This is a genomic window from Oleiphilus sp. HI0079 (assembly GCF_001635105.1).
The window spans coordinates 1-22,233 of the sequence record NZ_LWFT01000728.1 but is presented as its reverse complement, the minus strand read 5'-3'; the positions used below and the strand labels follow the sequence as shown (position 1 = coordinate 22,233).

Genomic DNA, 22,233 nt, shown 5'->3' with positions numbered 1-22,233 from the left:
TGTTGGGGTTACTGCTAGCTTTCGCTAGGCTGCTCGGCAGCCAATTCGCGACTTATACAGGCTTCGATATCGATATTCTTTAGTTGTGGAACAAAATTACATGGGCGATGGCGGCTGTCTATTTGACTGACAATAATGTTATCCCACGCGGTCTTACAGGCATTATTGCTGCCGGGCAAACAGAAAATCAGTGTGTGGTTTGCCATGCCAGCCAAAGCACGCGACTGTATGGTTGAAGTACCTACTTGTTCTAGCGATATTTGACGAAACATCTCACCAAAACCGTCTACAAGTTTGTCGAGTAAAGGTGTGACGGCCTCGGGAGTGCTGTCTCGCGATGTAAATCCGGTACCGCCAGTAATTAAAATGACCTGTGTTTCCTTATCTGCGATCCAGCGAGATAAGCTTGCACGAATCTGGTAAACATCATCGATGACGATCTCTCGATGGCAAAGTGTGTGTCCGGCCTCTTGCAGGCTTTCCGTTAGGTATTGGCCAGATGTATCGGTTTCTGCGCTTCGCGTGTCGGAAACTGTAAGAACACTTATTTTTAGAGGTATAAGTGACTGTGTGCATTGTTTACTCATGATAGGGCCTCCAAGCGCGATCTTTGCTCGCATATTATGGTCGTTGAAAATGAAATTTGAAACTGTAAACATGCTTGGAGAGCGTTTTACTATACACTTTGTAGTAGGCTGCATTAAGGCCTGCTCGCTTGTAAGTCGCTCGTAGCGTGAAATTCGAATAAAACACAACAAAAGTAAAGTAAAGGAAGCCCAGCCATGTTCTCTCGTGAGCAATGGTACGAATATTTAAATGAACCCTCTCAAAGGTCGCTGATTGCTTGGCTTATAAATCTGGTGATTGCTGCAGCGATTTTCTTCAATATGGTTGAGGTGCTTCTTGTCTCGGTTGAAAACGAGGCGAATAGTGCTCATTACTCAGGCATTCACGTTCACGCGATTTTTACTTTGATCTTTGTCGCCGATTATTTGATGCGCATTTGGGTAGCGGCTGAAGCCCCGCAAGAGCATGGCAATAGTGCGCTTAATCGTCGGCTCAATTATGTTTTTTCGCCAATGGGCGTTATCGATTTGTTGTCGTTTTTGCCTGGATTAATGCTTATTTTAGTGCCGGATAGCGCTGCTCAGGACTTTAGTTTCCTAAAAGTGATGACAACCGTTCGGATTCTAAAGCTAACGCGATATTCTGCATCGCTTTCAATTCTGGCAGCGGTGTATCGGGAAAACTTCTCCACGCTGTTTGCGGCGATGATTATCATGATCATTATTAGCTTTACCGCAGCAACCGGTGTGTATATTTTTGAGCGGGTTGCTCAGCCGGAGGCGTTTGGTTCCATTCCGCGCTCTATGTGGTGGGCCTTAGTCACACTGACAACGGTTGGCTACGGTGATGTTGTACCGATTACTCTTGGTGGCAAGTTGTTTGGCGCAGTTGTGATGATTGCTGGCGTTGGTATTGCGGCAATACCGGCTGGTGTGTTTGCCTCATCATTCGTTCGTTTAATCCGCGACCATGACCGAAAGCGCCGAGTCTCCAGACATAAGCGAGTGTTAAGCAAAGAAATGAAAGAGTCGCTGAAAAGCATCGACTTGAATGGTTTGGAGAAGCAGGAAGTGGAGTATTTGATGCACGAATATGGCCTGACGCTCGAGCAAGCCATAAATGTGGTCGATCATTATCGCAGTTAGCAGGCTTGTTGGCCCTAGAGCGTTAATTCAATAGCAGGGCATCGTCATCGATGGCACCGTAGTTCTTATGAAACTGATCAAGAAGGTCCTGCGTGGTGAGTCCTTTGCGGTGATCGCCGTGTACATCTAAAGCCAATTTTCCCTGATGTAGCATGATCGTTCGATCGCCAACGGAGAGTGCTTGTGACATGCTGTGCGTCACCATAAGCGCAGTAAGTTGGGACTCACTAACAATGTTTTGTGTTAGCTCTAATATAAAAGTTGCCGTTTTCGGGTCGAGGGCTGCCGTATGCTCGTCGAGCAGCAGGAGCTTCATTGGCTGCAGCGAAGCCATGAGTAGGCTAACGGCCTGCCTTTGACCTCCTGATAGAAGGCCTATTTTGTCATCAAGGCGCTTCTCCAGTCCAAGTTGCAGCAGCTTGAGCTTGTCCATAAAGCGATTGCGGTATTGCCTTTTGGCAGCAATGCCTAAACCGCGTGTTTTTGTTCGGGCTTGTGCAAGTGCGAGATTCTCTTCAATCGTTAAATCTTCGCAGGTACCCATTAACGGGTCTTGGAAGACGCGGGCGATTAGCGGTGCGCGTTTTTCAACAGGCCATTGGCTTATTTCTTTGCCGTCTAGCTGAATTGAGCCTTGCGGGCTGAGGAATTCTCCCGCAAGTGCGTTCAAGAGCGTTGATTTTCCTGCACCATTGCTACCAATTACCGTAACGAACTGACCTTCAGGAATGTGCAAATCGACACCTTTAAGCGCTTGATTCTCAAGCGGAGTCCCCGGATTAAACGTAATTTTAAGGTCGTTGATATCGATCATGCTTTGGCCGCCTTAAACTTCGATTTAATATTTGGCATGACGATCGCAAGGGTGACGAGTACGGCGGTGATTAAGTTGAGGTCTTGTGCTTTTAGTCCTAAGACATCGCCATTGAGTGCAAACGCGATCACCAGCCTGTATAGAATGGAACCGACAACGCAGGCCAGAGCCCAAAGCAGAATGGTTCGAGTGGAAATAAGCGCTTCTCCCCCAATGACAGACGCGAGGCCAATTACAATGACACCTACCCCCATCGTCACGTCGGCGCTTCCCTGGCTTTGTGCAAATAAGGCTCCGGCGAGCGCAACCAAGGCATTGGAAAGTGCCATGCCCAGCACGATCATCAGGCTCGTGTTTACACCGTTGGCCTTTGCCATACGGGGATTTGAGCCTGTTGCTCGCATGGCAAGCCCAATTTCGGTTTTCAAGAATGCGACAAGCAAGCCGAGCGCAATGAAAGCGAGAACCCCAAAGGCAATTGGATAGGCAATGTAGTAGGGGACGGTTAGATTATCTAAAGGGCTGAGGAGGGTCTCCACTCCAAGTAGAGCCTTGTTTGGTCCATCCATAATTCTCAGATTGATTGAATACAGCGCAATCATGGTGAGTATAGATGCGAGCAGATGAAGGATGTTCAGCTTTACATTTAAAAGCGCGGTAACAACGCCTGCGGCAGAACCTGCCACACAGGCCATGAGTGTTGCTAACCAAGGGTTTATTCCGCCGACAATTGCGCTAGCTGCAACCGCCGCACCGAGCGGAAATGATCCATCGACAGTGAGGTCGGGAAAATCTAGTATCCGAAATGAGATAAATATTCCGAGCGCTACTAGCGCAAAGATGAACCCTGTCTCGAGTGCGCCAAAAAACGCAAAGCTGCTAATCATTTTTAAACCTTAATTACTGGATAATCTCTTTCGCACGTTTTGTTAGTGATGCTGGAAGCTCTATGCCCATAGCTGCCGCCGCACCGGGGTTTAAATAGAGTTCGGTCTTGTCGACACCTTGTACCGGAAGATCTCCAGGTGCCTTGCCGTTTAGGACTTCTACCACCATGGCGCCAGTTTGACGGCCGACATCGTAGTAGTTGAAGCCAAGTGCTGCAATCGCGCCGCGTTTAACACTGTCGGTGTCTGCTGCGATGACCGGGATGTCTGTTTGTTCAGCAATTTTTAGAACGCCTTCGAGGGCTGAAATCACCGTGTTGTCTGTAGGCAGATAAATCGCATCTACTTTGCCGACAAGAGAGCGCATTGCCGTTTGCACGTCGGCCGATTTTGGCGATGCAGCTTCAACGACGTCGAGGCCTTGCTCAGGCGCATGCTTTTTAACAAGTTCGACAAGTGACACAGAGTTTGCTTCGCCCGGGTTATAAATCACCCCTAGTTTTTTGGCTGATGGCACGATTTCCTTCACTAAAGCCATGTGCTTATCGACGGGCGTTAGATCTGAAACGCCTGATACGCGCGGGCTTGGTTTATCCCAAGCCTTCACGAGCTTGGCGCCAACAGGGTCTGTTACTGCACTGAAGATAATATTGCTGCTTCGAGCAGAAGCCACCATTGCTTGTGCGGACGGCGTTGCAATTGCGACGATAACATCGGGATTGCTACCCGCAAATTTTTTGGCAATCTGTGCAGCGGTTGTTGGATTTCCCTGAGCGCTTTGGTACTCCCACTTAAGGTTTTCGCCTTCTCTATAGCCTGCTTCTGCAAGGACGTCTTTTACACCCTGACGAACGGAGTCTAGAGCGGGATGTTCGACGATTTGAGTGATAGAAACGTGTTTTTCTTCAGCTGATGCGTGACCGCTCATGACTACTGCTAAGAAGGCGCATGCAAGCGCTAGAGTTTTTGAAATGTTCATATAGTTCCTTATCAATTTCTGTTTTTGTTGTGCTTATTGAATACGGATCTTCTTTGCGCTACCTAAAGCCGCTCAATAGCGAAGCAGAAAATTATCCGCCTAAGTTAGTAGAAACACAATAAGTCGCTTTGGTCCGTGCGCTCCATAAGCAAGAGTCTGCTGTATGTCAGCGGTTTTAGAGGGGCCGGAAATAAAAACGAGGTTGCTCGGGAGGGTTTGAGGATCGAACAGAGAGCTGTCAAAAGCCGACGTGAGGCTGTCTAAAATCGTATGTTTTTTGATGACCAAGATGCTGATCGGAGGAACAAGGCTTAGGCTTCGAGGTTGTTGCGCGTTCGCTTTCACGATAAGGGCGCCTTTGTCAGCGACTCCGCCATCGGCGAAACAGATGCTGAGTGTTACCGTATCGAACAATACAGTTTTGTCGAGCGCGCCTATGTCAACCAAGCTCAAGTCGTCTGTTAATTGCAGCTTTAAGTCCGTTAAATCTGGGTGCTCTGCAACCGCTACGGCGCCTTTAAGTTGCTCTGTGTTGAGCCACTCGTCGATGCTCGTGCCTAAATGCTCTTCGGTGACTTCATGCACTTCAGCATGGTTTTGACGGAGTAGTTGTTTGAAGAGCGCAATGTCAGGTTGCCTTGCTGTGTTGTCGGGGATCGTGCTCCCTCGTTGCGAAGCACTCTTGGCTTTGGCACGCCTCAGGTTGCCCAAAATATGTTGCTTTGCGGAATCAGTCATTTTTACGTGCTCGCATTAATTCGGAGAAACTTGCAGTTGCGGGTTTTGGAAAGGTGCGAGTGCTAGTCCAAGATGCGGGTTTTGGAAACGGCAGATAGTGCGCCAGCTTTGCGCCAAAAGAGAGGAGTGAATGTAGGTAGATATTTCGGTAGAGCAGCGCCCATACTTTCCAGCCAAAACGTTCTATTTTGTTAGGCTCTAGGCGTTTCTCGCGCAGACTTCTTATTAGATTGGGCAACGGGATGTTCACCGGGCAGGCCTCACCGCAGGCGCCGTTTAACGAGCATGCATCCAGTAAATCACCTTTTTCGCTCAGGCCTTCTATCTGAGGCATGACGACTTGTCCTATCGGGCCTGGATAAGTACTGCCGTACGCATGCCCTCCTATACGCGTATATACCGGACAATGATTCATGCACGCTCCGCAGCGAATACACGCGAGCGTCTCACTTAAATGATCATCCATATACATTTCACTGCGCCCGTTATCGAGAAGGACGAGGTGGACCTGCTCGGGGCCGTCGATTTCATCCGCTTTGCGAGGCGAGTTGATGATGTTGAAATAAGTTGTGATCAATTGCCCTGTCGCAGAACCGGTGAGCAAAGTAAGCAGCGGTGGTATTTCCTTAAAGCTCGGTACCACTTTTTCGATACCCATGAGTGCTACATGAATTCTAGGGATGCCTGTTGACATGCGGCCGTTTCCCTCGTTTTCGACCAAGCATAACGACCCGGTCTCCGCTATCGCGAAATTAACACCGCTCACACCCATATCGGCGTCTTTAAATTGTTGGCGCAGTGCCTTTCGCCCGATACCAATGAGGTCGTCAACACTAGCGTCCTCCGTATTCTCATTGAGTTCTCGTGTAAATAAACGGGCAATTTGTTCTTTTGATTTGTGGATGGCCGGCATAATGATGTGTGATGGTGTCTCGTGATCAAGCTGCACGATGTATTCACCCATGTCAGATTCGATGCATTGAACGCCAAGAGATTCTAGATGTTGATTAAGTTCGATCTCTTCTGTCGCCATCGACTTGCCTTTAACTACATGCTTTACATGATTGGTTTGGGCGATGTCACCAATAATTGTGCGGGCATGCTGGGCGTTGCGCGCCCAATGCACTTGAATGCCTTTTTGCCTGCAGCTTTCTTCGAGCTGCTCTAAAAGCTCTGGAAGTTGTTCTAAAACAGATCTGCGTATTGCAGCGCCTTCGTTGCGCAGAGCATTCAGGTCTGTGTTTGCAAAAGCCGAGGCTCGTTTGCTTTGGAGGAAGTCCATCGCGCCACGAAAATTGTGCCGTAACTCCGTGTCGGCCAGCGCATCCACAGCTCGGATGCGAAATTCATTTTTCATAGCTGACTCCATAGGATTGAGCCAGTGCTGTTGCAAGATGCGAGCCTTTAAGTTTGATTTCCTGTTTTTCGCTATACCCATTTAGATGCATCAAACAGCCGCAATCGCCGCTGACAAATTGCCTGACACCATTCGCGCTCAGGTGGTTTACTTTATCATCTGCCATTGCGCTGGAAACTTCAGGCGCTTTCACTGAAAAGGTGCCGCCAAATCCGCAGCACTCTTGTGCATACTCTGGCTCCTCCGCGCTCATAGATAGATAGGTGGCGGCCTGCTGCCATGCTGCGGCGCTATCGACAGCCCTTCGGGCAGAGCAAGAAATATGTAGCCGTTGGTTTGGAGTCTTTGATTCTTCAGCAGGAGGTAAGAGCTCGGGCAGATGCGGTAGTACGAAACGGATGGCCTCATGGCATCGCTCTGCCAGGTCCTGTGCTTTCTTTTTATAGGTTTTGTCTGAAGCAAATATTCTTGGGTAATGTGAAACAAGCATGTCTGCGCAGGAGGCCGAAGGAACTATGACCGGTATGTCGAGCTTGGAGAGCAGGTCAATTGTTTTGGTCGCTACATTCTTTGCTTCCAAGTTTGCGCCAGAGTTGTAGGCGGGCTGACCACAGCAACTTTGATATTCTGGAAGAACAACCTCAAAACCTGCCAGTTCAAGCAGGGCTACACAGTCCATTCCTACCTTGGGAAACAGGTGCTCGACAAGGCACGTGGAGAAGAAATAAACCTGTTTGCTCATACTACTCCTCTATTCTTGCGAGGTTGATTGCTCCGGGCCAGATTTGACTAGCGGTAAGCGGACGTTTAACGCATCCAGATCGATGCTACGTGCATCAAGCCAATCACTGTTGCGTGCAACTTCAAAGCCGTTTCTTGCTCCCAGTTGCTCAATGAGATCTTGATTGCGTCCACGCCTGTTCAGATTCACCATCGCGCGTTGCAGCTTGTTGATTGAGTAAAAAGGTACTCTAGGATGGGTGATAAAAGCAAATGGAGCAAAGCCGGGTGTTTCCCAAAGAACTTTCAGCTGTTCTTGCCGGTCCGGTGACAAGGCATAAAAACTTGATTCAGCGATGCTGATTGCGCGCACTTGTCCGTTTGTGAGTGCGTCCATCGTTGCTGTCTCATCTTTGAAAAGCTGCATTGGTAGTTCAATACCGAGTCGCCGCAGACTAAAGCGCGGAATAATACTTGAAGTGTAATTTAGTACGGAATCAAAACCGGTTATGTCGTTCTCGATATCCCTCAGAGTGCGCGCTGAATCGAGTCGTTTGACGACAATCAAGGCGCGGAGTGGCTGTGCTTTTCGCTTTGCCAATGCCCGGTAGTTCTGAGCTTCGGAGGCGGATAAGAACTGCAAAGGGGTTGTGTAGGCAATATCATATTTTCCCTGCGCGAGGTTTCGTTCAAACTCCAATTGGCTCTTGGGTAATTCCAGGTTAAGTTGCAATCCAGTTTTGGATTCAAGTTGTTTTGTGAGTTGTTGCCATACCTGGGCTCGAGATGGCGAATCCCTCCTTGTTTCATATACGACGCGTGTTTTTAACACCTTGCTCTCGGCATTTTCGAAGCGCTTGTCATATACCGGTGCCGGATTGGGTGCTTCAGGCGTAATGGCAAGGCTCAAACCCTGCGCGTGGCTGAATGAGGTCATGCCCACTAAAAGCAGTAATAAGATATTTAGATGTAAGGGGAGAGGTTTCATTCAGCTTGTTTTGGTACAAATCTGGAGTAATTGAGAGTGAGCGCGCAGTTTAGCACTGAACTCGCTTTACTTAATAATACGTGGTCTGCAAATAATGGCGTGCGCTATTGATCTCGACTACACTTCGCGCCCATGAACTTGCGTCTGTAAACAACTGCAAACGAGGGAATTTAGTTTGTGACGGGGTCGATATTCTGGTACTCTGACGTCCCATCATTGAGGTGCAAAATCTCATCCCTTCTCGTAAGTTTTTTATAGCAGTTTACTAGTAGTTTGGTAGTCACTTTAGAGCGTCCTTCTTTTCCGTTTGGGCGTGTGATTGGTTGAGTCAGAGAGATTGACAGGGTTTACATGACACGCTTTATATTCGTCACTGGTGGTGTGGTTTCTTCGTTGGGTAAAGGGATAGCTTCGGCCTCTCTTGCAGCTATTTTGGAAGCACGTGGTTTAAAAGTCACAATGCTCAAACTAGACCCGTATATTAATGTTGATCCTGGCACGATGAGCCCGTTTCAGCACGGTGAGGTTTTTGTTACCGAAGATGGAGCAGAAACCGATTTGGATCTTGGGCATTATGAGCGTTACATACGCACCAAAATGACCAAGCGTAATAACTTTACTAGCGGACGGGTTTACGAAGACGTTATTCGTAAAGAGCGTCGCGGTGATTATTTGGGCGGAACCGTTCAGGTTATTCCTCACATTACAGATGAGATCAAACGTCGTGTTGTCGAGGGCGCGAGTGGTTATGATGTTGCGTTGGTAGAAATCGGCGGCACCGTTGGTGATATCGAGTCGCAACCCTTTCTTGAAGCGGTTCGTCAGCTAAAAATAGAAGTTGGCTCAAACCGCGCAATGTTTATGCACCTTACGTTGGTTCCTTATATTGCGACTGCTGGTGAAACGAAAACCAAGCCAACACAGCATTCTGTTAAAGAAATGCGCTCTATCGGTATTCAGCCTGACATTTTGGTATGCCGCTCTGATCACGAGATAGATGACTCCTCCCGCCGAAAAATCGCGCTGTTTACTAACGTAGAAGAACGCGCCGTTATTCCTCTTCAAGATGCAAATAGTATCTATCTGATTCCACGGATGCTGCACGAGCGTGGCCTAGATAACATTATTTGTGAGCGCTTTAACCTTGAATGTGAGCAAGCAGATTTGAGCGAATGGGACGAGGTGGTTGAAGCTGAAGCAAACCCAGAGCACGAAGTGACGATTGCCATGGTCGGCAAATACATGGAATTGCTTGATGCGTATAAGTCCCTCATCGAGGCACTGAAGCATGCAGGTTTAAGAAACCGAACAAAAGTGAAGATTCGCTACGTTGATTCAGAAACCATTATTGATGAAGGCACTAAGCAGCTTGAAGATGTTGATGCCATTCTGGTGCCTGGCGGTTTTGGAAATCGAGGTGTAGAAGGCAAGATTCAGACAGTGAAATACGCGCGCGAGAACAAAGTCCCTTACCTGGGGATTTGTCTTGGCATGCAGGTGGCTGTTATTGAGTTTGCGCGACACGTCGCGGGCCTCGATGGTGCAAATAGTACCGAGTTTGATGCTAAGAGTGATTACCCCGTTGTCGGTTTAATCACGGAGTGGAAGGACCAGAGTGGTGCAGTTGAGCAGCGTTCTGATTCTTCTGATTTGGGTGGAACCATGCGCCTGGGTTCTCAAGAGTGTCATTTAGAGCCGGGTTCAAATGCGGCTAATGCGTATGGAAAAGCGCGTGTGAATGAGCGTCACCGTCATCGTTACGAGGTGAACAATAATCTTCTTCCTAAGCTAAAAGATGCGGGGCTGATTGTATCTGGTCGTTCTTCTGACGGGGCTTTGGTCGAGGTTGTGGAAGTGCCAGATCATCCTTGGTTCGTGGCTTGTCAGTTCCACCCTGAATTTACATCGACGCCACGAGACGGTCATGGTCTTTTTGAAGGCTTTGTGAAAGCGGCAATGAAAAACAAGGCTAAATAGGCAATAGCATGGCCCAGAAGATTGTTAAAGTTGGCGATATTGAAATCGCCAATGACAGACCATTTGTTCTGTTTGGCGGTATGAATGTGCTCGAATCGCGTGATTTGGCAATGCAAATTGCTGCGAAGTATGTCGAAGTCACTGAAAAGCTTGGTATTCCCTATGTGTTCAAGGCTTCGTTTGACAAGGCGAATCGTTCTTCTATTCACTCCTTTCGCGGGCCAGGTTTAGAGGAAGGCTTGCGTATTTTTGAGGACATCAAAGCTGAGTTTGGTGTGCCTGTCATCACTGATGTTCATGAGCCGCATCAGGCTGCTCCGGTGGCGGAAGTCTGTGACATTATTCAGTTGCCGGCGTTTTTGTCCCGGCAGACTGATTTGGTCAGCGCCATGGCGCAAACCGATGCCGTTATTAATATCAAAAAAGCGCAATTTCTCGCTCCTCAAGAGATGCAACACATATTGAAAAAATGTGTCGAGGCGGGCAATGATCAACTGATTTTATGTGAACGAGGCTCTAGCTTCGGTTACAACAATTTGGTTGTAGATATGCTCGGATTCGGAGTGATGAAGCGTTTTGAGTATCCTGTGTTTTTCGATGTAACGCACGCGCTACAACAACCTGGGGGCCGTCCAGACTCGGCGGGTGGTCGCCGAGAGCAAGTGACCGACTTAGCATTAGCTGGCATGTCACAGGGCTTGGCAGGATTGTTTTTGGAAGCGCACCCTGAGCCAAATCAGGCCAAGTGTGATGGGCCTTGTGCCCTGCGTTTGGAGCAGCTTGAGCCATTTTTGGCGCGTGTAAAAGCCATTGATGAATTAGTTAAAAGTTTTAAACCTTTGGACACCGCTTAAGCGGGCCATTTAGTATTAGTTGGAGAAAAAGTACATGTATCAGATCGCAGATATTAAAGGTCGCGAGGTTATGGACTCGCGAGGCAACCCGACTGTTGAAGCGGATGTCATCCTAGAGTCTGGCGTTGTAGGGACAGCCTGTGCACCATCCGGTGCGTCAACTGGCTCTCGTGAAGCACTCGAACTGCGTGACGGCGATAAGTCTCGTTACCTAGGTAAAGGCGTATTGAAGGCGGTCGCGGGCATCAATAGTGATATTCGCGAAGCGCTAATTGGTAAAGACGTAACGGAACAGCGCGCGCTTGATCAGATTATGATTGATCTTGATGGCACTGAGAATAAAGCTAATCTAGGCGCCAACGCAATTTTGGCGGTTTCGTTGGCCGCAGCAAAAGCTGCCGCACAAGCGAAAGGTGTAGAGCTATACGAGCATATCGCTGAGATAAATGGCACGGCGGGCCAATACTCCATGCCAGTTCCGATGATGAATATCCTTAATGGTGGTGAACACGCGGATAATAACGTCGATATTCAGGAATTCATGGTTCAACCAGTTTCTGCGCCAAGTTTTGCTGAAGCATTGCGAGCAGGTGCTGAGATCTTCCATGCGTTGAAGAAAGTGTTGAAAGCGCAGGGTTTGAATACGGCTGTAGGTGATGAAGGTGGTTTTGCGCCGAACCTTGCGTCCAACGCAGATGCGCTCGCTGTGATCAAGACGGCGGTTGCTGATGCAGGTTATACGCTGGGCGACGATATTACGCTGGCTTTAGACTGTGCATCGTCTGAATTTTTTAAAGACGGAAAATACGATCTGAGTGGCGAAGGCAAAGTGTTTACTGCCGAAGGCTTTAGCGACTACCTTGCAGATTTGTGTGACGCTTACCCGATCGTATCGATTGAAGATGGTCAAGATGAGTCAGATTGGGATGGCTGGAAGTATCAGACGGAACGTCTGGGCGATAAAGTGCAATTGGTTGGTGATGACTTGTTCGTTACAAATACCAAGATTCTTCAGGAAGGCATCGATAAGAGCATCGCAAACTCGATTCTTATCAAGTTTAACCAGATCGGTAGTTTGAGTGAGACCCTGGATGCGATCCAGATGGCGAAAGACGCAGGTTACACGGCTGTGATCTCGCATCGTTCGGGCGAAACAGAAGACACCACGATCGCTGATCTAGCGGTAGGCACGTGCGCTGGTCAGATCAAAACTGGCTCGCTATGTCGCTCTGATCGGGTTGCGAAATACAACCGTTTGCTGCGAATTGAAGAGCAGCTTGGCTCAAAGGCGCCATATAAAGGTCGCTCGGAGATTAAGGGGCAATAAGCCGAGCCAGATTGTTGCTTTAAAAAGGGCTGTATAGCCCTTTTTTTTGCTTTGGCCAGTACAAAATTATGTCAATATCGACATGTTTTAGAGTTCAAAACGGGTTAGCGGTATTTAAAGGTGTGGGCTAGTCTGAACTAATACTTAAGATTTTCTGTTCACCTATTTAAGATTATTATCGAGTTCCAAAATGAAGTTGTTGTGGGGATTCTTGTTGCTAGCGACAATCGCGCTACAGGCGCGGTTATGGGTCGGGGAAGGCGGCATAATGGAAGTTTGGCAATTGCAGGACCAAGTAGAGGTCTTGCAAGCGCAAAATACTGTGCTTGAGCAGCGTAATGGACGCCTTGATGCAAAAGTAACAAACCTGAAAAAGGGCTTTGACGTGATTGAAGAGCGCGCGCGTCTTGATCTTGGTATGATTGGTCGAAATGAGACCTTCTTTATGGTGGTCAATCTTAACGATCATTAGCGAAAGCATCTACATGGCGATAGGCAACCCTGAGCCGAAACACTGGCTTATCATTCCAGCAGCGGGCATTGGATCACGAATGGCCGCTGACCTACCAAAACAATATCTGAAAATTCACGAGAAGAGCATTCTGCAAACGACGATTGAGGCGATGGCTTCTGCGAAGCGTTTTGACGGAGTATTTATTGGTCTTCACCCTGATGATCAGTACTTTGCCTCTCTTACGATTGAGTGCGAGACACCGATAACCTCTTATATTGGCGGCACGGAAAGGGCAGAAACAGTGCTTGCTGGGTTGAAAGCTCTTGCCTCACAAGCCTCGAAAGATGACTGGATATGGGTGCATGATGCGGCTCGTCCACTTATATCGAGCAGCGAAATTCATGAACTGGAAGATACTCTTCTTCAGACCGATATTGGTGCATTGCTCGTATTGCCTTGTACTGACACGATGAAGATAGCGAGCCTTGAAGGCGAGCTGACGACCGTAGACCGCTCTTCTCTATGGAGGGCACAAACTCCGCAGGTGTTCCGTCACTCACTACTTGTCGAAGCCCTGAGCAAGGGGATAGCGCACGATTGGGAAATTACGGATGAGTCTTCGGCAATAGAGCAGTCAGGCCTTACCCCGCGACTAGTGCAAGGAAAAGGGACCAATATTAAAGTGACTCATCCTGAAGACCTCATGGTTGTCGAGCGGGGTGTGATTCGCGAAAAGTCGAGGCTTAAAAATATATCAGAGAACGTAAATGATATGAGCGATATACGAATTGGCAGTGGATATGATGTCCATGCTTTTGAGGATGGAGATTCGATTACCTTAGGTGGCGTAAAGATTCCGCATAATCAAGGCTTAAAAGCGCATTCCGATGGTGATGTTCTGTTACATGCTATATGTGATGCCTTGCTTGGAGCGCTTGCTTTGGGTGACATAGGTCATCACTTTCCTGACACAGACCCTGAATGGGAGGGCGCCGATAGCCGGGCACTGCTTCGGGGTGTTTTTTGTCTTGTGCGTGAGAATGGATTTAAGGTGCAGAATATTGATTCTACCATTATTGCTCAGGCGCCGAAGATGGCACCGCATATCGAGGCAATGCGGTCTGCTATTGCAGAAGATCTTGAATTGCCCATTGAGCGGGTGAGCGTCAAAGCGACGACCACCGAGAAATTAGGATTCACCGGTCGCAAAGAAGGGATTGCTTGTCAGGCGAGCACTCTGCTGGTTGGTGGTCAATGAGTTTACCAGACTTGTGCCGCGCTAACGCGCGGCCATTGATGAACGGTGTGATTAAGCTTCAGCCGGAAGATTTTTATGTAGAGGAGCTACTAGATCTGGCGTTGTCTGGAGACGGTGAGCACCTGTATTTATTTGTCGAGAAGGTAGGCCAAAATACGGAGTATGTAGCAAAGCAGCTTGCGAGCGTCTTCAAGGTCCGTCCGATGGATGTTGGTTTTTCAGGCCTTAAAGATCGTTGGGCGGTTACCCGGCAGTGGTTCAGCATATATGTGCGAAACCAGCATTTTGAGGATTTGCGCTTACTAGAAGGCATCGAAGGTGTAAGGCTCATAAAGTCAGGTCGCCATATGCGAAAATTAAGGCGCGGCGAGCATCGCGGCAACGCCTTTCGCATCACTGTAAGGGGATTATCGAACCCATTGTCGCTTGTGGATACGTTGTCCGATATAAAAAGTAGGGGGTATCCAAACTACTTTGGGGTTCAGCGATTTGGTCGTGAATCTCAGAACTTAGAGCGCGCAAAACAATGGTTTCGAGGAGAAATTAAAGTTTCGCGTTCGCAACGTTCGTTCTATCTTTCCGCCGCGAGGTCTTATCTGTTTAACCTCATGCTTTCGGATAAAGTGAAAGAGGGCACATGGCTGGACGGCGAAGGGCCACTCTATGGTGACCCTGTCGAAGGTGTGGCGCCAATAACTCCGGATGAAGACGCTTTCTTTGATCGCTTTACGGAATTGGTCGCTGGCTTGCACAAGAATCGCATGACCTTGGCAAGGCGCCCATATAGAATGCGTGCAGAAAACTTAAGTTGGGAAGTTAAGGACGACTTGCTTGTCTTGTCTTTTGAGTTGGGAACCGGCGCCTTTGCGACCAGTCTGCTGGCTGAGTTTGTTGCGGTAGAGGATGGTTCTTCTCGATACAAATCAGATCTGTGAAGTAACAACGAACATGAAATTACTGCTTTCAAATGATGATGGTGTAAATGCTGAGGGGCTGCATATTCTGGCGGATGAGCTGGCGAAAATAGCCGAAATTAGAGTGGTTGCGCCAGATAGAGATCACAGTGGCGCAAGTGGGTCACTTACTCTTGCTCGACCCTTGAAAGTGACCACCTTGCGTAATGGTTTTCAATGTGTCGATGGCACACCCACTGACAGCGTGCATGTTGGTCTGACTGCACTATATGATGGTGAAGTTGAGCGTGTTGTTTCCGGTATTAACACACATGAGAATCTGGGTGACGATGTTCTGTATTCGGGTACCGTTGCGGCTGCCATAGAAGGGCGATTTTTAGACAAGCCCGCGATTGCCGTTTCTTTGGCAAGTCGTGGGCATGGGCATTTTGAAACAGCGGCACGCGTAGTTCGTGACATCCTTGAAAAACCGGAAGTTCAAAACCTGCCACCCCGGACCATTCTCAACGTCAATGTGCCCGATTTACCCTATGAGCAACTCAAGGGAATGCAAATTACACGACTCGGACATCGAGCAAAAGGCCAGCCTCCAGAGCAGTTTTCTGACCCTAGAGGTAAGGAGCGGCTCTGGATCTCAGTTGCTGGAGAAGGCGATGATGCCGGCCCAGGGACCGATTTTCATGCGGTTGCACATGCCTTTGTCTCAATTACGCCTATTCAGGTGGATATGACTCGCCATAGTGCGTTGCCAGATCTTCAACGCTGGCTCGACGGAGCGCAGTGATCATGGCGGAACAGAGCATCGAAGGTATCGGCATGACTTCCCGCAGGACGCGCATGCGACTCTTACAGCGATTGCGGGAGAAAGGGATACAAAGTGAAGGTGTTTTATCTGCGATCGCGGATACGCCTCGCCATATTTTTCTCGATGAGGCGCTCTCTCACCGATCCTATGAAGATACCGCGCTTCCGATTGGTCATAACCAAACGATTTCTCAGCCGTATATTGTAGCGAGAATGACCGAGCTGTTGCTGGAGAGCTCGCCTCGCCGAGTACTGGAGTTGGGAACCGGATCTGGCTATCAAGCGGCTATTTTATCTCAGCTCGTGGTTGAGCTTTATACCGTCGAACGAATCTCTCCACTTTTAGCCAAGGCGAAAGAGCGTTTCCAGCGCCTTAACTATCGAAACATTTATAGTCGACATGCTGATGGAGGGATTGGTTGGCCAGAGCAGGCGCCATTTGATGCCATTATGGTGACCGCTGCGCCAAAGGAAATACCTATTGAGCTATTAAGGCAGCTAAAAGATGGAGGAAAAATGATTGTGCCTCTTGGTGATGTGCAGCAACATCTGACGATCATCACTCGTCGAGGAGAGCAATTTATAAAGGATGTGATCGAGCCGGTTATGTTCGTGCCATTCCTTCCTGGAGTTGTGCGCTAGGATGGTTCGCAAATGACTTGGTTTTGGGTTTATTTGCGCGGAATGATGATGGGTGCGGCAGATATTGTGCCAGGCGTTTCTGGTGGCACTATTGCATTTGTAACCGGTATTTATGAGCGCTTGTTAGAGGCGATTAGCCACTTTCTGCCCGCTCTTCTTGCCTTTATAAGACACCGCAGCACGAAACGATTTTTGGCAGAAGCTGATATCGTTTTCGTATCGACCTTGCTATTCGGCATTCTAAGTAGCGTTTTTCTGTTTGCTTCGTTAATTTCATTCGCCCTTGAGGCGCACCCAATTCAAATCTGGTCATTCTTTAGTGGTTTGATCATCGCGTCAGCTATTTTGATCGGTTTTGAAATAAAAGCATGGCCTGCAAGCAGATTCATCATGCTTGGCGTGGGTGTCGTTGTTGCGGTGCTATTGGGTAGTTCTAGTTTGTTCAGTCTCCCACATACGTTCACAGGCGCTTTTCTCTCAGGAGCGATTGCCATTTGTGCGATGATTTTGCCTGGGATTTCTGGCAGCTTTTTGTTACTTCTAATCGGAACCTATAGCTACATTATAGGCTCGATCAAAAATGTAGACCTAGCAGTGTTATCTGTATTTGCGCTTGGCTGTTGTCTAAGCTTACTTTTTGTAGCGAGGCTTATTTCATGGATGCTTGAGCGCTATAAAGGTATGACTCTGTGTTTTTTGCTTGGGTTAATGCTGGGGTCTATTGATAAGGTTTGGCCGTGGAAGTACACAATTAGTTATCGTTTAAATAGTAAGGGAGAAAGTGTTCCTCTCGATCAAATGAGCGTGCTTCCTTCCGGGTACGCCGAGTTAACAGGGGCTGCTCCGGAGCTTCTTAGTGCGGCGCTGTGGTTTGGCATTGGATTTATCGTGATCACCGGCGTTACATACATAGCGAGATTGGTCGATGCCTCTTCGGGCACTAGTGTTACCAATGGGAACGCGTGAGTCATTAGGTAACATTTTTTCAATTATTTTCAATTTAAAAAAGTCGTTTAATAATAGAGGTTTACGCTGTAGTCCTAATAAAGCATCGAGCTTTATAGATCTAAAGCGAATGATAAAATCTTTTTTTAGTGCTTTTTGTGAGTTTCAGAGGTCAGAATATTGAACCCTTTTACACCTACAAGAGTTCAAAAAAGTGTCACTAAGCATTGTGTTGCGGCTAATGTAACGAAATGTATATTGCTCGTTTTTCTATTAACTGCGTGCACATCGCCAGACATCTACTACAATCGCGACTTCAATCCCCCTGTCTATTTCGGTGCGCACATTGTTCAATCTGGCGAGACGCTCTACAACATCGCTTGGCGCTATGGACGTGACTATAAAGAGTTAGCAAGTGCTAACAACATCCGCTCGCCTTATGTACTTACTGTCGGACAAAGAATTAACTTGGAGGTGGACGAGAACTCTTATCGTTCTCGGCCTTCTGGATCATCTAAAAGCGTTAAGTCCTCGAGCAATGTAACAAAACGTAAATCGCAGGCCGTTTCTGGTAACAAAAGTACAAACAATAAAAAACCTAGTATTTCCAATAACATAACATGGGGGTGGCCACATGTTGGCCTGATACTTGCCAAGTATTCTGTGAACTCACGCAATCGGAATATCAATAAAGGAATTGATATCGGGGGTACCGAAGGTGATGAGATTCGCGCAGCGGCTTCAGGAGAAGTTGTCTACGCAGGGAACGGATTACTGGGTTATGGAAACTTGATTATCATCAACCACAGCGAGCGTTACCTAAGTGCCTATGGGCATAATGAGGTCATTTTGGTCAAAGAGGGCGAGAAAGTCCGCTTAGGCCAACGAATAGCAAGGATGGGACGAAAAGGTCAAAAGCCGCTGCTCCACTTTGAAATTCGCAAGGACGGCCAACCGGTAAACCCGGAAAACTATTTGCCACATAGATAAAACAGCCTGATCAATCAGGTACAGAAGACAGCTAGGTTATTTCGATGGAATCGGAATAGACAATAAAAAGCGGAGATAGCACGATGGCAGCAGAAAGAGACGTTTTATTTGATTCAGATGCACTAGATTACGAGTCTAATGCGGAAACCAATTCAGTGAGTGACGAGCCGGATATGGCTTCCGTCGTCACATCTATAGATAGCCGACGCACCAGTTCGCGAGAGTCTTCAGCTCCTCGTCAACTAGATGCAACGCAAATGTATTTGAACGAAATCGGCTTTTCTCCGCTTTTGAGTGCGGAAGAAGAGGTGCATTTTGCGCGACTTGCTCAGAAGGGTGATGAAGCTGGTCGCAAGCGCATGATTGAAAGTAACTTGCGCTTGGTAGTGAAGATTGCTCGACGTTACGTCAACCGTGGCCTAACTCTCCTCGATTTGATTGAGGAAGGGAATCTAGGCTTGATTCGCGCTGTAGAAAAGTTTGATCCGGAGCGAGGCTTCCGTTTCTCTACGTATGCGACTTGGTGGATTCGTCAGACAATTGAGCGCGCGATCATGAATCAGACGCGAACAATCCGTTTGCCTATTCATGTTGTGAAAGAGCTAAACCTTTATCTTCGAGCAGCTCGTGAGCTTACTCAAAAACTCGATCATGAGCCTTCAGCCGAGGAAATTGCAGACTTACTTGACAAGCCTGTTGCTGATGTTAAGAAAATGCTCGGCTTGAACGAGCGAGTTGCTTCGGTAGATACGCCAATCGGTGTAAACGGAGATAAATCTCTTCTAGATACTGTCGCAGACGAAAGTGCGGCTGATCCCGCAGAGATTTTGCAAGACAATGACCTTCAAGGCTCGATTGATGGCTGGTTAGATCAGCTTTCAGGCAAGCAGCAGGAAGTGCTCTCTCGTCGCTTTGGATTGCGCGGTTATAAAATGAGTACTTTGGAAGAAGTCGGTAGTGAAATTGGTTTAACGCGCGAGCGTGTACGCCAGATTCAAGTAGAGGCTTTGAAGCGTCTGCGCGACATTTTGGAGAAGCAGGGTCTTAGTGGCGACATGCTCTTCAAGTAAGCAAATTTTCGTTATTGAAACCGCCCGCTGACTTGTTCATCGGGCGGTTTTTTATTCCCCGGTTTTCTCTTTAAACTCGCATAAATCCTCAATGATGCAGCTTTGACAGCGTGGTTTGCGTGCAACACAGGTGTATCGACCATGAAGAATCAGCCAGTGGTGTGCGTCTACTAAAAACTCCTTAGGTATCAAGCGAACGAGTCGTTTTTCCACTTCCAGCACGTTTTTTCCAGGCGCAATCTTGGTGCGATTTGCGACGCGGAAAATATGTGTGTCAACGGCCATGGTTGGATGCCCAAATGCCGTGTTGAGAACCACGTTGGCGGTTTTTCTACCAACACCGGGAAGAGCCTCAAGTGCAGTGCGATCTTCGGGTATTTGGGAGTTGTGTAGTTCCACCAGCATTTTGCAGGTCTTGATAACGTTTTCGGCTTTGGTGTTGAACAATCCGATTGTCTTTATATATTCCTTCAAGCCATCTACACCTAGCTCCGCCATCTTTGAGGGGGTGTCTGCTACGGTAAATAGTTTGTCGGTTGCCTTGTTGACGCCTTTGTCCGTTGCCTGAGCAGATAAGATGACCGCAATCAGTAATTCGAACGGGTTTGAGAAATTTAGTTCCGTTTCCGGCTTTGGGTTTTCATTTTTGAAGCGAGTGAAGATCTCGGTGCGTATGCTTTTATTCATTGCTTAAACAATTCTTGGTGTTTGCTTTTAAAGTCAGCTAGTATAACTATGGAAGCCTTAAAAATGCGGCTATTTTTATGACATTTGGATCGATCGCGCTTCGCCTCTCGATTCTCCTCATACCGATATCCAGTTTTTGAGCGTTTCAATTACGTTATATATAGGAATGAGTTATGTCAGATCGAGTTACAGGTAAGGTTAAATTTTTCAACGAATCAAAAGGCTTCGGTTTTATCGAGCAAAACGGTGGTCCAGATGTATTCGTACATTTCAGCGCCATCCAGTCAGAGGGTTTTAAAACTCTAGCTGAAGGTCAAGAAGTTGAGTTCACTATTGGCCAAGGTCAAAAAGGACCACAAGCTGAGCAGGTTGTTCCTCGATAGGACATAACTCAGAGTTAATCCCACAAACCCGCTTTCGCTTTGCGAATGCGGGTTTGTTTTTATTGAACAGTATGAATTCAACATGTCGGTAATAAACAAAAATATTATTCTCGGCGTCACCGGCGGCATCGCTGCCTATAAATCTGCAGATCTTTGTCGACAGCTTAAAAAAGCTGGCGCGAATGTCAGGGTCGTGATGACGCGAGGCGCTTGTGAATTTGTTCAGCCGCTTACCTTTCAGGCTCTAAGCGGTGAGATGGTTTCGACCGAACTCCTTGATGAAAGCGCTGAAGCAGGGATGGGGCATATTGAGCTTGCTAAGTGGGCTGACTTGATCCTAATTGCTCCCGCAAGCGCTAATACCATCGCGCGTTTGGCGCATGGCTTGGCGGATGATCTTCTTTCTACTCTAGTCTTAGCTACGCAGGCAGAGTTAGCTGTTGTTCCAGCGATGAATCAGGTCATGTGGGCTAATTCAGTCACGCAGCGAAACGTCGAAACACTCGTAAAGCTATATGGCGCAAGGTTACAGCTTATTGGGCCTGATTCGGGAGAGCAGGCTTGTGGTGATGTTGGTGCAGGGCGTATGACCGAACCTCAAGATATTCTGCGAGCGATTGTAAAAGCGGATCTTCACCTTGAGGGCCATCGGGTTGTTATTACCGCTGGACCTACCCGAGAAGCGATTGATCCTGTGCGCTATATTACCAACCATAGCTCCGGGAAGATGGGTTTCGCTCTCGCAGATGCGTTTCGCTTAGCTGGCGCTGATGTTTGTGTTATTGCCGGGCCCGTTTCACTTTCGTTGCACCCCCAAATTCAGCGCATTGATGTTGAGAGTGCTCATCAAATGTATGACGCAGCAATGGAGCAGGCAGCATTAGGTTTTGATATCTTTGTAGGCTCTGCCGCAGTTGCAGATTACGCACCCGTTCAGCAATCTAGTAGCAAATTGAAGAAAAATGATCAAAATCTGGTTATAGAATTGCAAGAAAATCCGGATATCATTGCGAGTGTTGCTCAGGGTGATAATGCGTCACGACTAATAGTCGGCTTTGCTGCTGAGACCAATGATGTAGAGGCGTATGCTCAAGGTAAGCTTGAGAGAAAAGCGCTTGATTTGGTCATCGCGAACGACGTATCGAATCAAAGTATCGGCTTCAATAGTGACCATAATTGCGTCACGCTGGTGCGCAAGACGGGGCTTGAGACATTGCCTGTAGACACGAAAGTTGCCTTGGCTCAGATTTTGGTTGAGAGAATGTATTCCCAGTTAAAAGAAAAAAGATCCTAACAATGAAACAAGCCTTACAAGTAAAAATCCTAAACGAAAAAATAGGAACGCAGATTCCTTTGCCGGAATACGCAACGAACGGATCCGCTGGCGTCGACTTGCGAGCGTGTCTGGATGATGCGATTAAACTGGAACCAGGGCAAACGGAGCTGATCCCCACAGGACTTGCCATTTATATTGAGGACCCGGGGCTTGCGGCCACGATATTGCCTCGCTCCGGTTTAGGGCATAAGCATGGCATTGTTCTGGGTAATTTAGTTGGTTTGATAGATTCGGACTATCAGGGTGAGTTGATGGTGTCATGTTGGAACCGAGGTAATACGGCATTTGTGATCGAGCCAGGAGAGCGTATCGCGCAATTGGTTGTGCTTCCTGTCGTTCAGGTTGAGTTCCAACTGGTGGAAGATTTTCAGGAGTCTGATCGCGGCGTCGGCGGATT

Annotated in this window: 24 protein-coding genes and 1 pseudogene; 16 read left to right on the top strand and 9 right to left on the bottom strand. The window is 47.8% G+C overall.

Annotated elements, in window-relative coordinates:
• Positions 1 to 14: 14 nt before the first annotated feature.
• Positions 15 to 587, bottom strand: coding sequence for a molybdenum cofactor biosynthesis protein B (moaB, locus tag A3750_RS13250; protein WP_068456861.1), 573 nt, complete (start codon positions 585 to 587; stop codon positions 15 to 17).
• 195 nt (positions 588 to 782) lie between these two features.
• On the opposite strand from moaB, the gene A3750_RS13245 reads away from it, so the two are divergent.
• Positions 783 to 1,712 carry an ion transporter gene (locus tag A3750_RS13245; RefSeq protein ID WP_068456807.1) on the top strand — a complete coding sequence of 310 codons (930 nt, stop codon included), beginning with the start codon at positions 783 to 785 and terminating at the stop codon, positions 1,710 to 1,712.
• Between the two features lie 22 nt (positions 1,713 to 1,734).
• Here the strand turns inward: A3750_RS13245 and A3750_RS13240 are convergent, their stop codons facing one another.
• From A3750_RS13240 to A3750_RS13210, 7 genes are all read right to left on the bottom strand, one after another.
• Positions 1,735 to 2,526 carry an ABC transporter ATP-binding protein gene (locus A3750_RS13240; RefSeq protein ID WP_068456810.1) on the bottom strand — a complete coding sequence of 264 codons (792 nt, stop codon included), beginning with the start codon at positions 2,524 to 2,526 and terminating at the stop codon, positions 1,735 to 1,737.
• The gene (locus tag A3750_RS13235; RefSeq protein WP_068456813.1) at positions 2,523 to 3,413 is read right to left on the bottom strand and encodes an ABC transporter permease; all 891 of its coding nucleotides are present in this window, start codon (positions 3,411 to 3,413) and stop codon (positions 2,523 to 2,525) included. Before A3750_RS13235 ends, A3750_RS13240 begins: the two co-directional genes overlap by 4 nt.
• A 13-nt stretch (positions 3,414 to 3,426) precedes the next feature.
• A complete protein-coding gene (locus A3750_RS13230; RefSeq protein ID WP_068456816.1) occupies positions 3,427 to 4,392 on the bottom strand; it encodes an ABC transporter substrate-binding protein in 966 nt (321 codons plus the stop codon).
• A 99-nt stretch (positions 4,393 to 4,491) separates the two neighbouring features.
• On the bottom strand, positions 4,492 to 5,130 hold the full coding sequence (locus tag A3750_RS13225; RefSeq protein ID WP_068456818.1) for a lactate utilization protein: 639 nt from the start codon (positions 5,128 to 5,130) through the stop codon (positions 4,492 to 4,494).
• Positions 5,123 to 6,487 (bottom strand): LutB/LldF family L-lactate oxidation iron-sulfur protein, encoded by a 1,365-nt coding sequence (locus A3750_RS13220; RefSeq protein ID WP_082863249.1) that lies wholly within the window; start codon positions 6,485 to 6,487, stop codon positions 5,123 to 5,125. Before A3750_RS13220 ends, A3750_RS13225 begins: the two co-directional genes overlap by 8 nt.
• Complete coding sequence (locus A3750_RS13215; protein ID WP_068456823.1) at positions 6,477 to 7,229, bottom strand: (Fe-S)-binding protein; 753 nt, start codon at positions 7,227 to 7,229, stop codon at positions 6,477 to 6,479. Before A3750_RS13215 ends, A3750_RS13220 begins: the two co-directional genes overlap by 11 nt.
• 9 nt (positions 7,230 to 7,238) lie before the next feature.
• Positions 7,239 to 8,195 carry a phosphate/phosphite/phosphonate ABC transporter substrate-binding protein gene (locus tag A3750_RS13210; protein WP_068456825.1) on the bottom strand — a complete coding sequence of 319 codons (957 nt, stop codon included), beginning with the start codon at positions 8,193 to 8,195 and terminating at the stop codon, positions 7,239 to 7,241.
• 351 nt (positions 8,196 to 8,546) lie between these two features.
• Between A3750_RS13210 and A3750_RS13205 the strand changes: the two genes are divergently transcribed.
• The 12 genes and pseudogenes from A3750_RS13205 (at position 8,547) to rpoS (ending at position 19,430) form a co-directional block, all read left to right on the top strand.
• Entirely contained in the window at positions 8,547 to 10,172 is a 1,626-nt protein-coding gene (locus A3750_RS13205) for a CTP synthase (protein WP_068456828.1), read from the top strand.
• 8 nt (positions 10,173 to 10,180) lie between these two features.
• Positions 10,181 to 11,026, top strand: coding sequence for a 3-deoxy-8-phosphooctulonate synthase (gene kdsA / locus A3750_RS13200; protein WP_068456832.1), 846 nt, complete (start codon positions 10,181 to 10,183; stop codon positions 11,024 to 11,026).
• Between the two features lie 34 nt (positions 11,027 to 11,060).
• On the top strand, positions 11,061 to 12,353 hold the full coding sequence (gene eno, locus A3750_RS13195; RefSeq protein WP_068456836.1) for a phosphopyruvate hydratase: 1,293 nt from the start codon (positions 11,061 to 11,063) through the stop codon (positions 12,351 to 12,353).
• 190 nt (positions 12,354 to 12,543) lie between these two features.
• Entirely contained in the window at positions 12,544 to 12,825 is a 282-nt protein-coding gene (locus A3750_RS13190; RefSeq protein ID WP_068456839.1) for a septum formation initiator family protein, read from the top strand.
• A pseudogene (ispD, locus tag A3750_RS26885) lies at positions 12,785 to 13,513 on the top strand (2-C-methyl-D-erythritol 4-phosphate cytidylyltransferase); the annotation flags it as partial. The gene A3750_RS13190 and the pseudogene ispD, both read left to right, overlap by 41 nt.
• 66 nt (positions 13,514 to 13,579) lie before the next feature.
• Positions 13,580 to 14,065, top strand: a complete 486-nt coding sequence (ispF, locus tag A3750_RS26880; protein ID WP_231871820.1) for a 2-C-methyl-D-erythritol 2,4-cyclodiphosphate synthase — start codon at positions 13,580 to 13,582, stop codon at positions 14,063 to 14,065.
• Positions 14,062 to 15,000: a tRNA pseudouridine(13) synthase TruD gene (truD, locus tag A3750_RS13180; protein ID WP_068456841.1), complete on the top strand. Its 939-nt coding sequence runs from the start codon at positions 14,062 to 14,064 to the stop codon at positions 14,998 to 15,000. Before ispF ends, truD begins: the two co-directional genes overlap by 4 nt.
• A 13-nt stretch (positions 15,001 to 15,013) precedes the next feature.
• On the top strand, positions 15,014 to 15,763 hold the full coding sequence (gene surE / locus A3750_RS13175; protein ID WP_068456844.1) for a 5'/3'-nucleotidase SurE: 750 nt from the start codon (positions 15,014 to 15,016) through the stop codon (positions 15,761 to 15,763).
• A gap of 2 nt (positions 15,764 to 15,765) precedes the next feature.
• The gene (locus tag A3750_RS13170; protein WP_068456847.1) at positions 15,766 to 16,425 is read left to right on the top strand and encodes a protein-L-isoaspartate(D-aspartate) O-methyltransferase; all 660 of its coding nucleotides are present in this window, start codon (positions 15,766 to 15,768) and stop codon (positions 16,423 to 16,425) included.
• Between the two features lie 12 nt (positions 16,426 to 16,437).
• Complete coding sequence (locus A3750_RS13165) at positions 16,438 to 17,391, top strand: DUF368 domain-containing protein (RefSeq protein WP_068456849.1); 954 nt, start codon at positions 16,438 to 16,440, stop codon at positions 17,389 to 17,391.
• 237 nt (positions 17,392 to 17,628) lie between these two features.
• Positions 17,629 to 18,360 (top strand): peptidoglycan DD-metalloendopeptidase family protein, encoded by a 732-nt coding sequence (locus A3750_RS13160; RefSeq protein WP_082863251.1) that lies wholly within the window; start codon positions 17,629 to 17,631, stop codon positions 18,358 to 18,360.
• 83 nt (positions 18,361 to 18,443) lie between these two features.
• Complete coding sequence (rpoS, locus tag A3750_RS13155; RefSeq protein WP_068456855.1) at positions 18,444 to 19,430, top strand: RNA polymerase sigma factor RpoS; 987 nt, start codon at positions 18,444 to 18,446, stop codon at positions 19,428 to 19,430.
• 51 nt (positions 19,431 to 19,481) lie between these two features.
• Here rpoS and nth read toward each other — a convergent pair whose 3' ends face one another.
• Positions 19,482 to 20,117 carry an endonuclease III gene (gene nth, locus A3750_RS13150; RefSeq protein ID WP_068465996.1) on the bottom strand — a complete coding sequence of 212 codons (636 nt, stop codon included), beginning with the start codon at positions 20,115 to 20,117 and terminating at the stop codon, positions 19,482 to 19,484.
• Between the two features lie 173 nt (positions 20,118 to 20,290).
• Here nth and A3750_RS13145 point away from each other — a divergent pair, with 173 nt between their 5' ends.
• The 3 genes from A3750_RS13145 to dut form a co-directional block, all read left to right on the top strand.
• A complete protein-coding gene (locus tag A3750_RS13145) occupies positions 20,291 to 20,500 on the top strand; it encodes a cold-shock protein (protein WP_068455091.1) in 210 nt (69 codons plus the stop codon).
• An 82-nt stretch (positions 20,501 to 20,582) separates the two neighbouring features.
• Complete coding sequence (gene coaBC / locus A3750_RS13140; protein WP_068455093.1) at positions 20,583 to 21,794, top strand: bifunctional phosphopantothenoylcysteine decarboxylase/phosphopantothenate--cysteine ligase CoaBC; 1,212 nt, start codon at positions 20,583 to 20,585, stop codon at positions 21,792 to 21,794.
• 2 nt (positions 21,795 to 21,796) lie between these two features.
• A partial coding sequence (dut, locus tag A3750_RS13135) for a dUTP diphosphatase (RefSeq protein ID WP_068548353.1) occupies positions 21,797 to 22,233 on the top strand: 437 nt, incomplete at its 3' end.

Coding starts and splice junctions, on each gene's coding strand:
- moaB (WP_068456861.1), bottom strand. CDS start 587: ATGAGTAAACAATGCACACAGTCACTTATACCTCTAAAAATAAGTGTT.
- A3750_RS13245 (WP_068456807.1), top strand. CDS start 783: ATGTTCTCTCGTGAGCAATGGTACGAATATTTAAATGAACCCTCTCAA.
- A3750_RS13240 (WP_068456810.1), bottom strand. CDS start 2,526: ATGATCGATATCAACGACCTTAAAATTACGTTTAATCCGGGGACTCCG.
- A3750_RS13235 (WP_068456813.1), bottom strand. CDS start 3,413: ATGATTAGCAGCTTTGCGTTTTTTGGCGCACTCGAGACAGGGTTCATC.
- A3750_RS13230 (WP_068456816.1), bottom strand. CDS start 4,392: ATGAACATTTCAAAAACTCTAGCGCTTGCATGCGCCTTCTTAGCAGTA.
- A3750_RS13225 (WP_068456818.1), bottom strand. CDS start 5,130: ATGACTGATTCCGCAAAGCAACATATTTTGGGCAACCTGAGGCGTGCC.
- A3750_RS13220 (WP_082863249.1), bottom strand. CDS start 6,487: ATGAAAAATGAATTTCGCATCCGAGCTGTGGATGCGCTGGCCGACACG.
- A3750_RS13215 (WP_068456823.1), bottom strand. CDS start 7,229: ATGAGCAAACAGGTTTATTTCTTCTCCACGTGCCTTGTCGAGCACCTG.
- A3750_RS13210 (WP_068456825.1), bottom strand. CDS start 8,195: ATGAAACCTCTCCCCTTACATCTAAATATCTTATTACTGCTTTTAGTG.
- A3750_RS13205 (WP_068456828.1), top strand. CDS start 8,547: ATGACACGCTTTATATTCGTCACTGGTGGTGTGGTTTCTTCGTTGGGT.
- kdsA (WP_068456832.1), top strand. CDS start 10,181: ATGGCCCAGAAGATTGTTAAAGTTGGCGATATTGAAATCGCCAATGAC.
- eno (WP_068456836.1), top strand. CDS start 11,061: ATGTATCAGATCGCAGATATTAAAGGTCGCGAGGTTATGGACTCGCGA.
- A3750_RS13190 (WP_068456839.1), top strand. CDS start 12,544: ATGAAGTTGTTGTGGGGATTCTTGTTGCTAGCGACAATCGCGCTACAG.
- ispF (WP_231871820.1), top strand. CDS start 13,580: ATGAGCGATATACGAATTGGCAGTGGATATGATGTCCATGCTTTTGAG.
- truD (WP_068456841.1), top strand. CDS start 14,062: ATGAGTTTACCAGACTTGTGCCGCGCTAACGCGCGGCCATTGATGAAC.
- surE (WP_068456844.1), top strand. CDS start 15,014: ATGAAATTACTGCTTTCAAATGATGATGGTGTAAATGCTGAGGGGCTG.
- A3750_RS13170 (WP_068456847.1), top strand. CDS start 15,766: ATGGCGGAACAGAGCATCGAAGGTATCGGCATGACTTCCCGCAGGACG.
- A3750_RS13165 (WP_068456849.1), top strand. CDS start 16,438: ATGACTTGGTTTTGGGTTTATTTGCGCGGAATGATGATGGGTGCGGCA.
- rpoS (WP_068456855.1), top strand. CDS start 18,444: ATGGCAGCAGAAAGAGACGTTTTATTTGATTCAGATGCACTAGATTAC.
- nth (WP_068465996.1), bottom strand. CDS start 20,117: ATGAATAAAAGCATACGCACCGAGATCTTCACTCGCTTCAAAAATGAA.
- A3750_RS13145 (WP_068455091.1), top strand. CDS start 20,291: ATGTCAGATCGAGTTACAGGTAAGGTTAAATTTTTCAACGAATCAAAA.
- coaBC (WP_068455093.1), top strand. CDS start 20,583: ATGTCGGTAATAAACAAAAATATTATTCTCGGCGTCACCGGCGGCATC.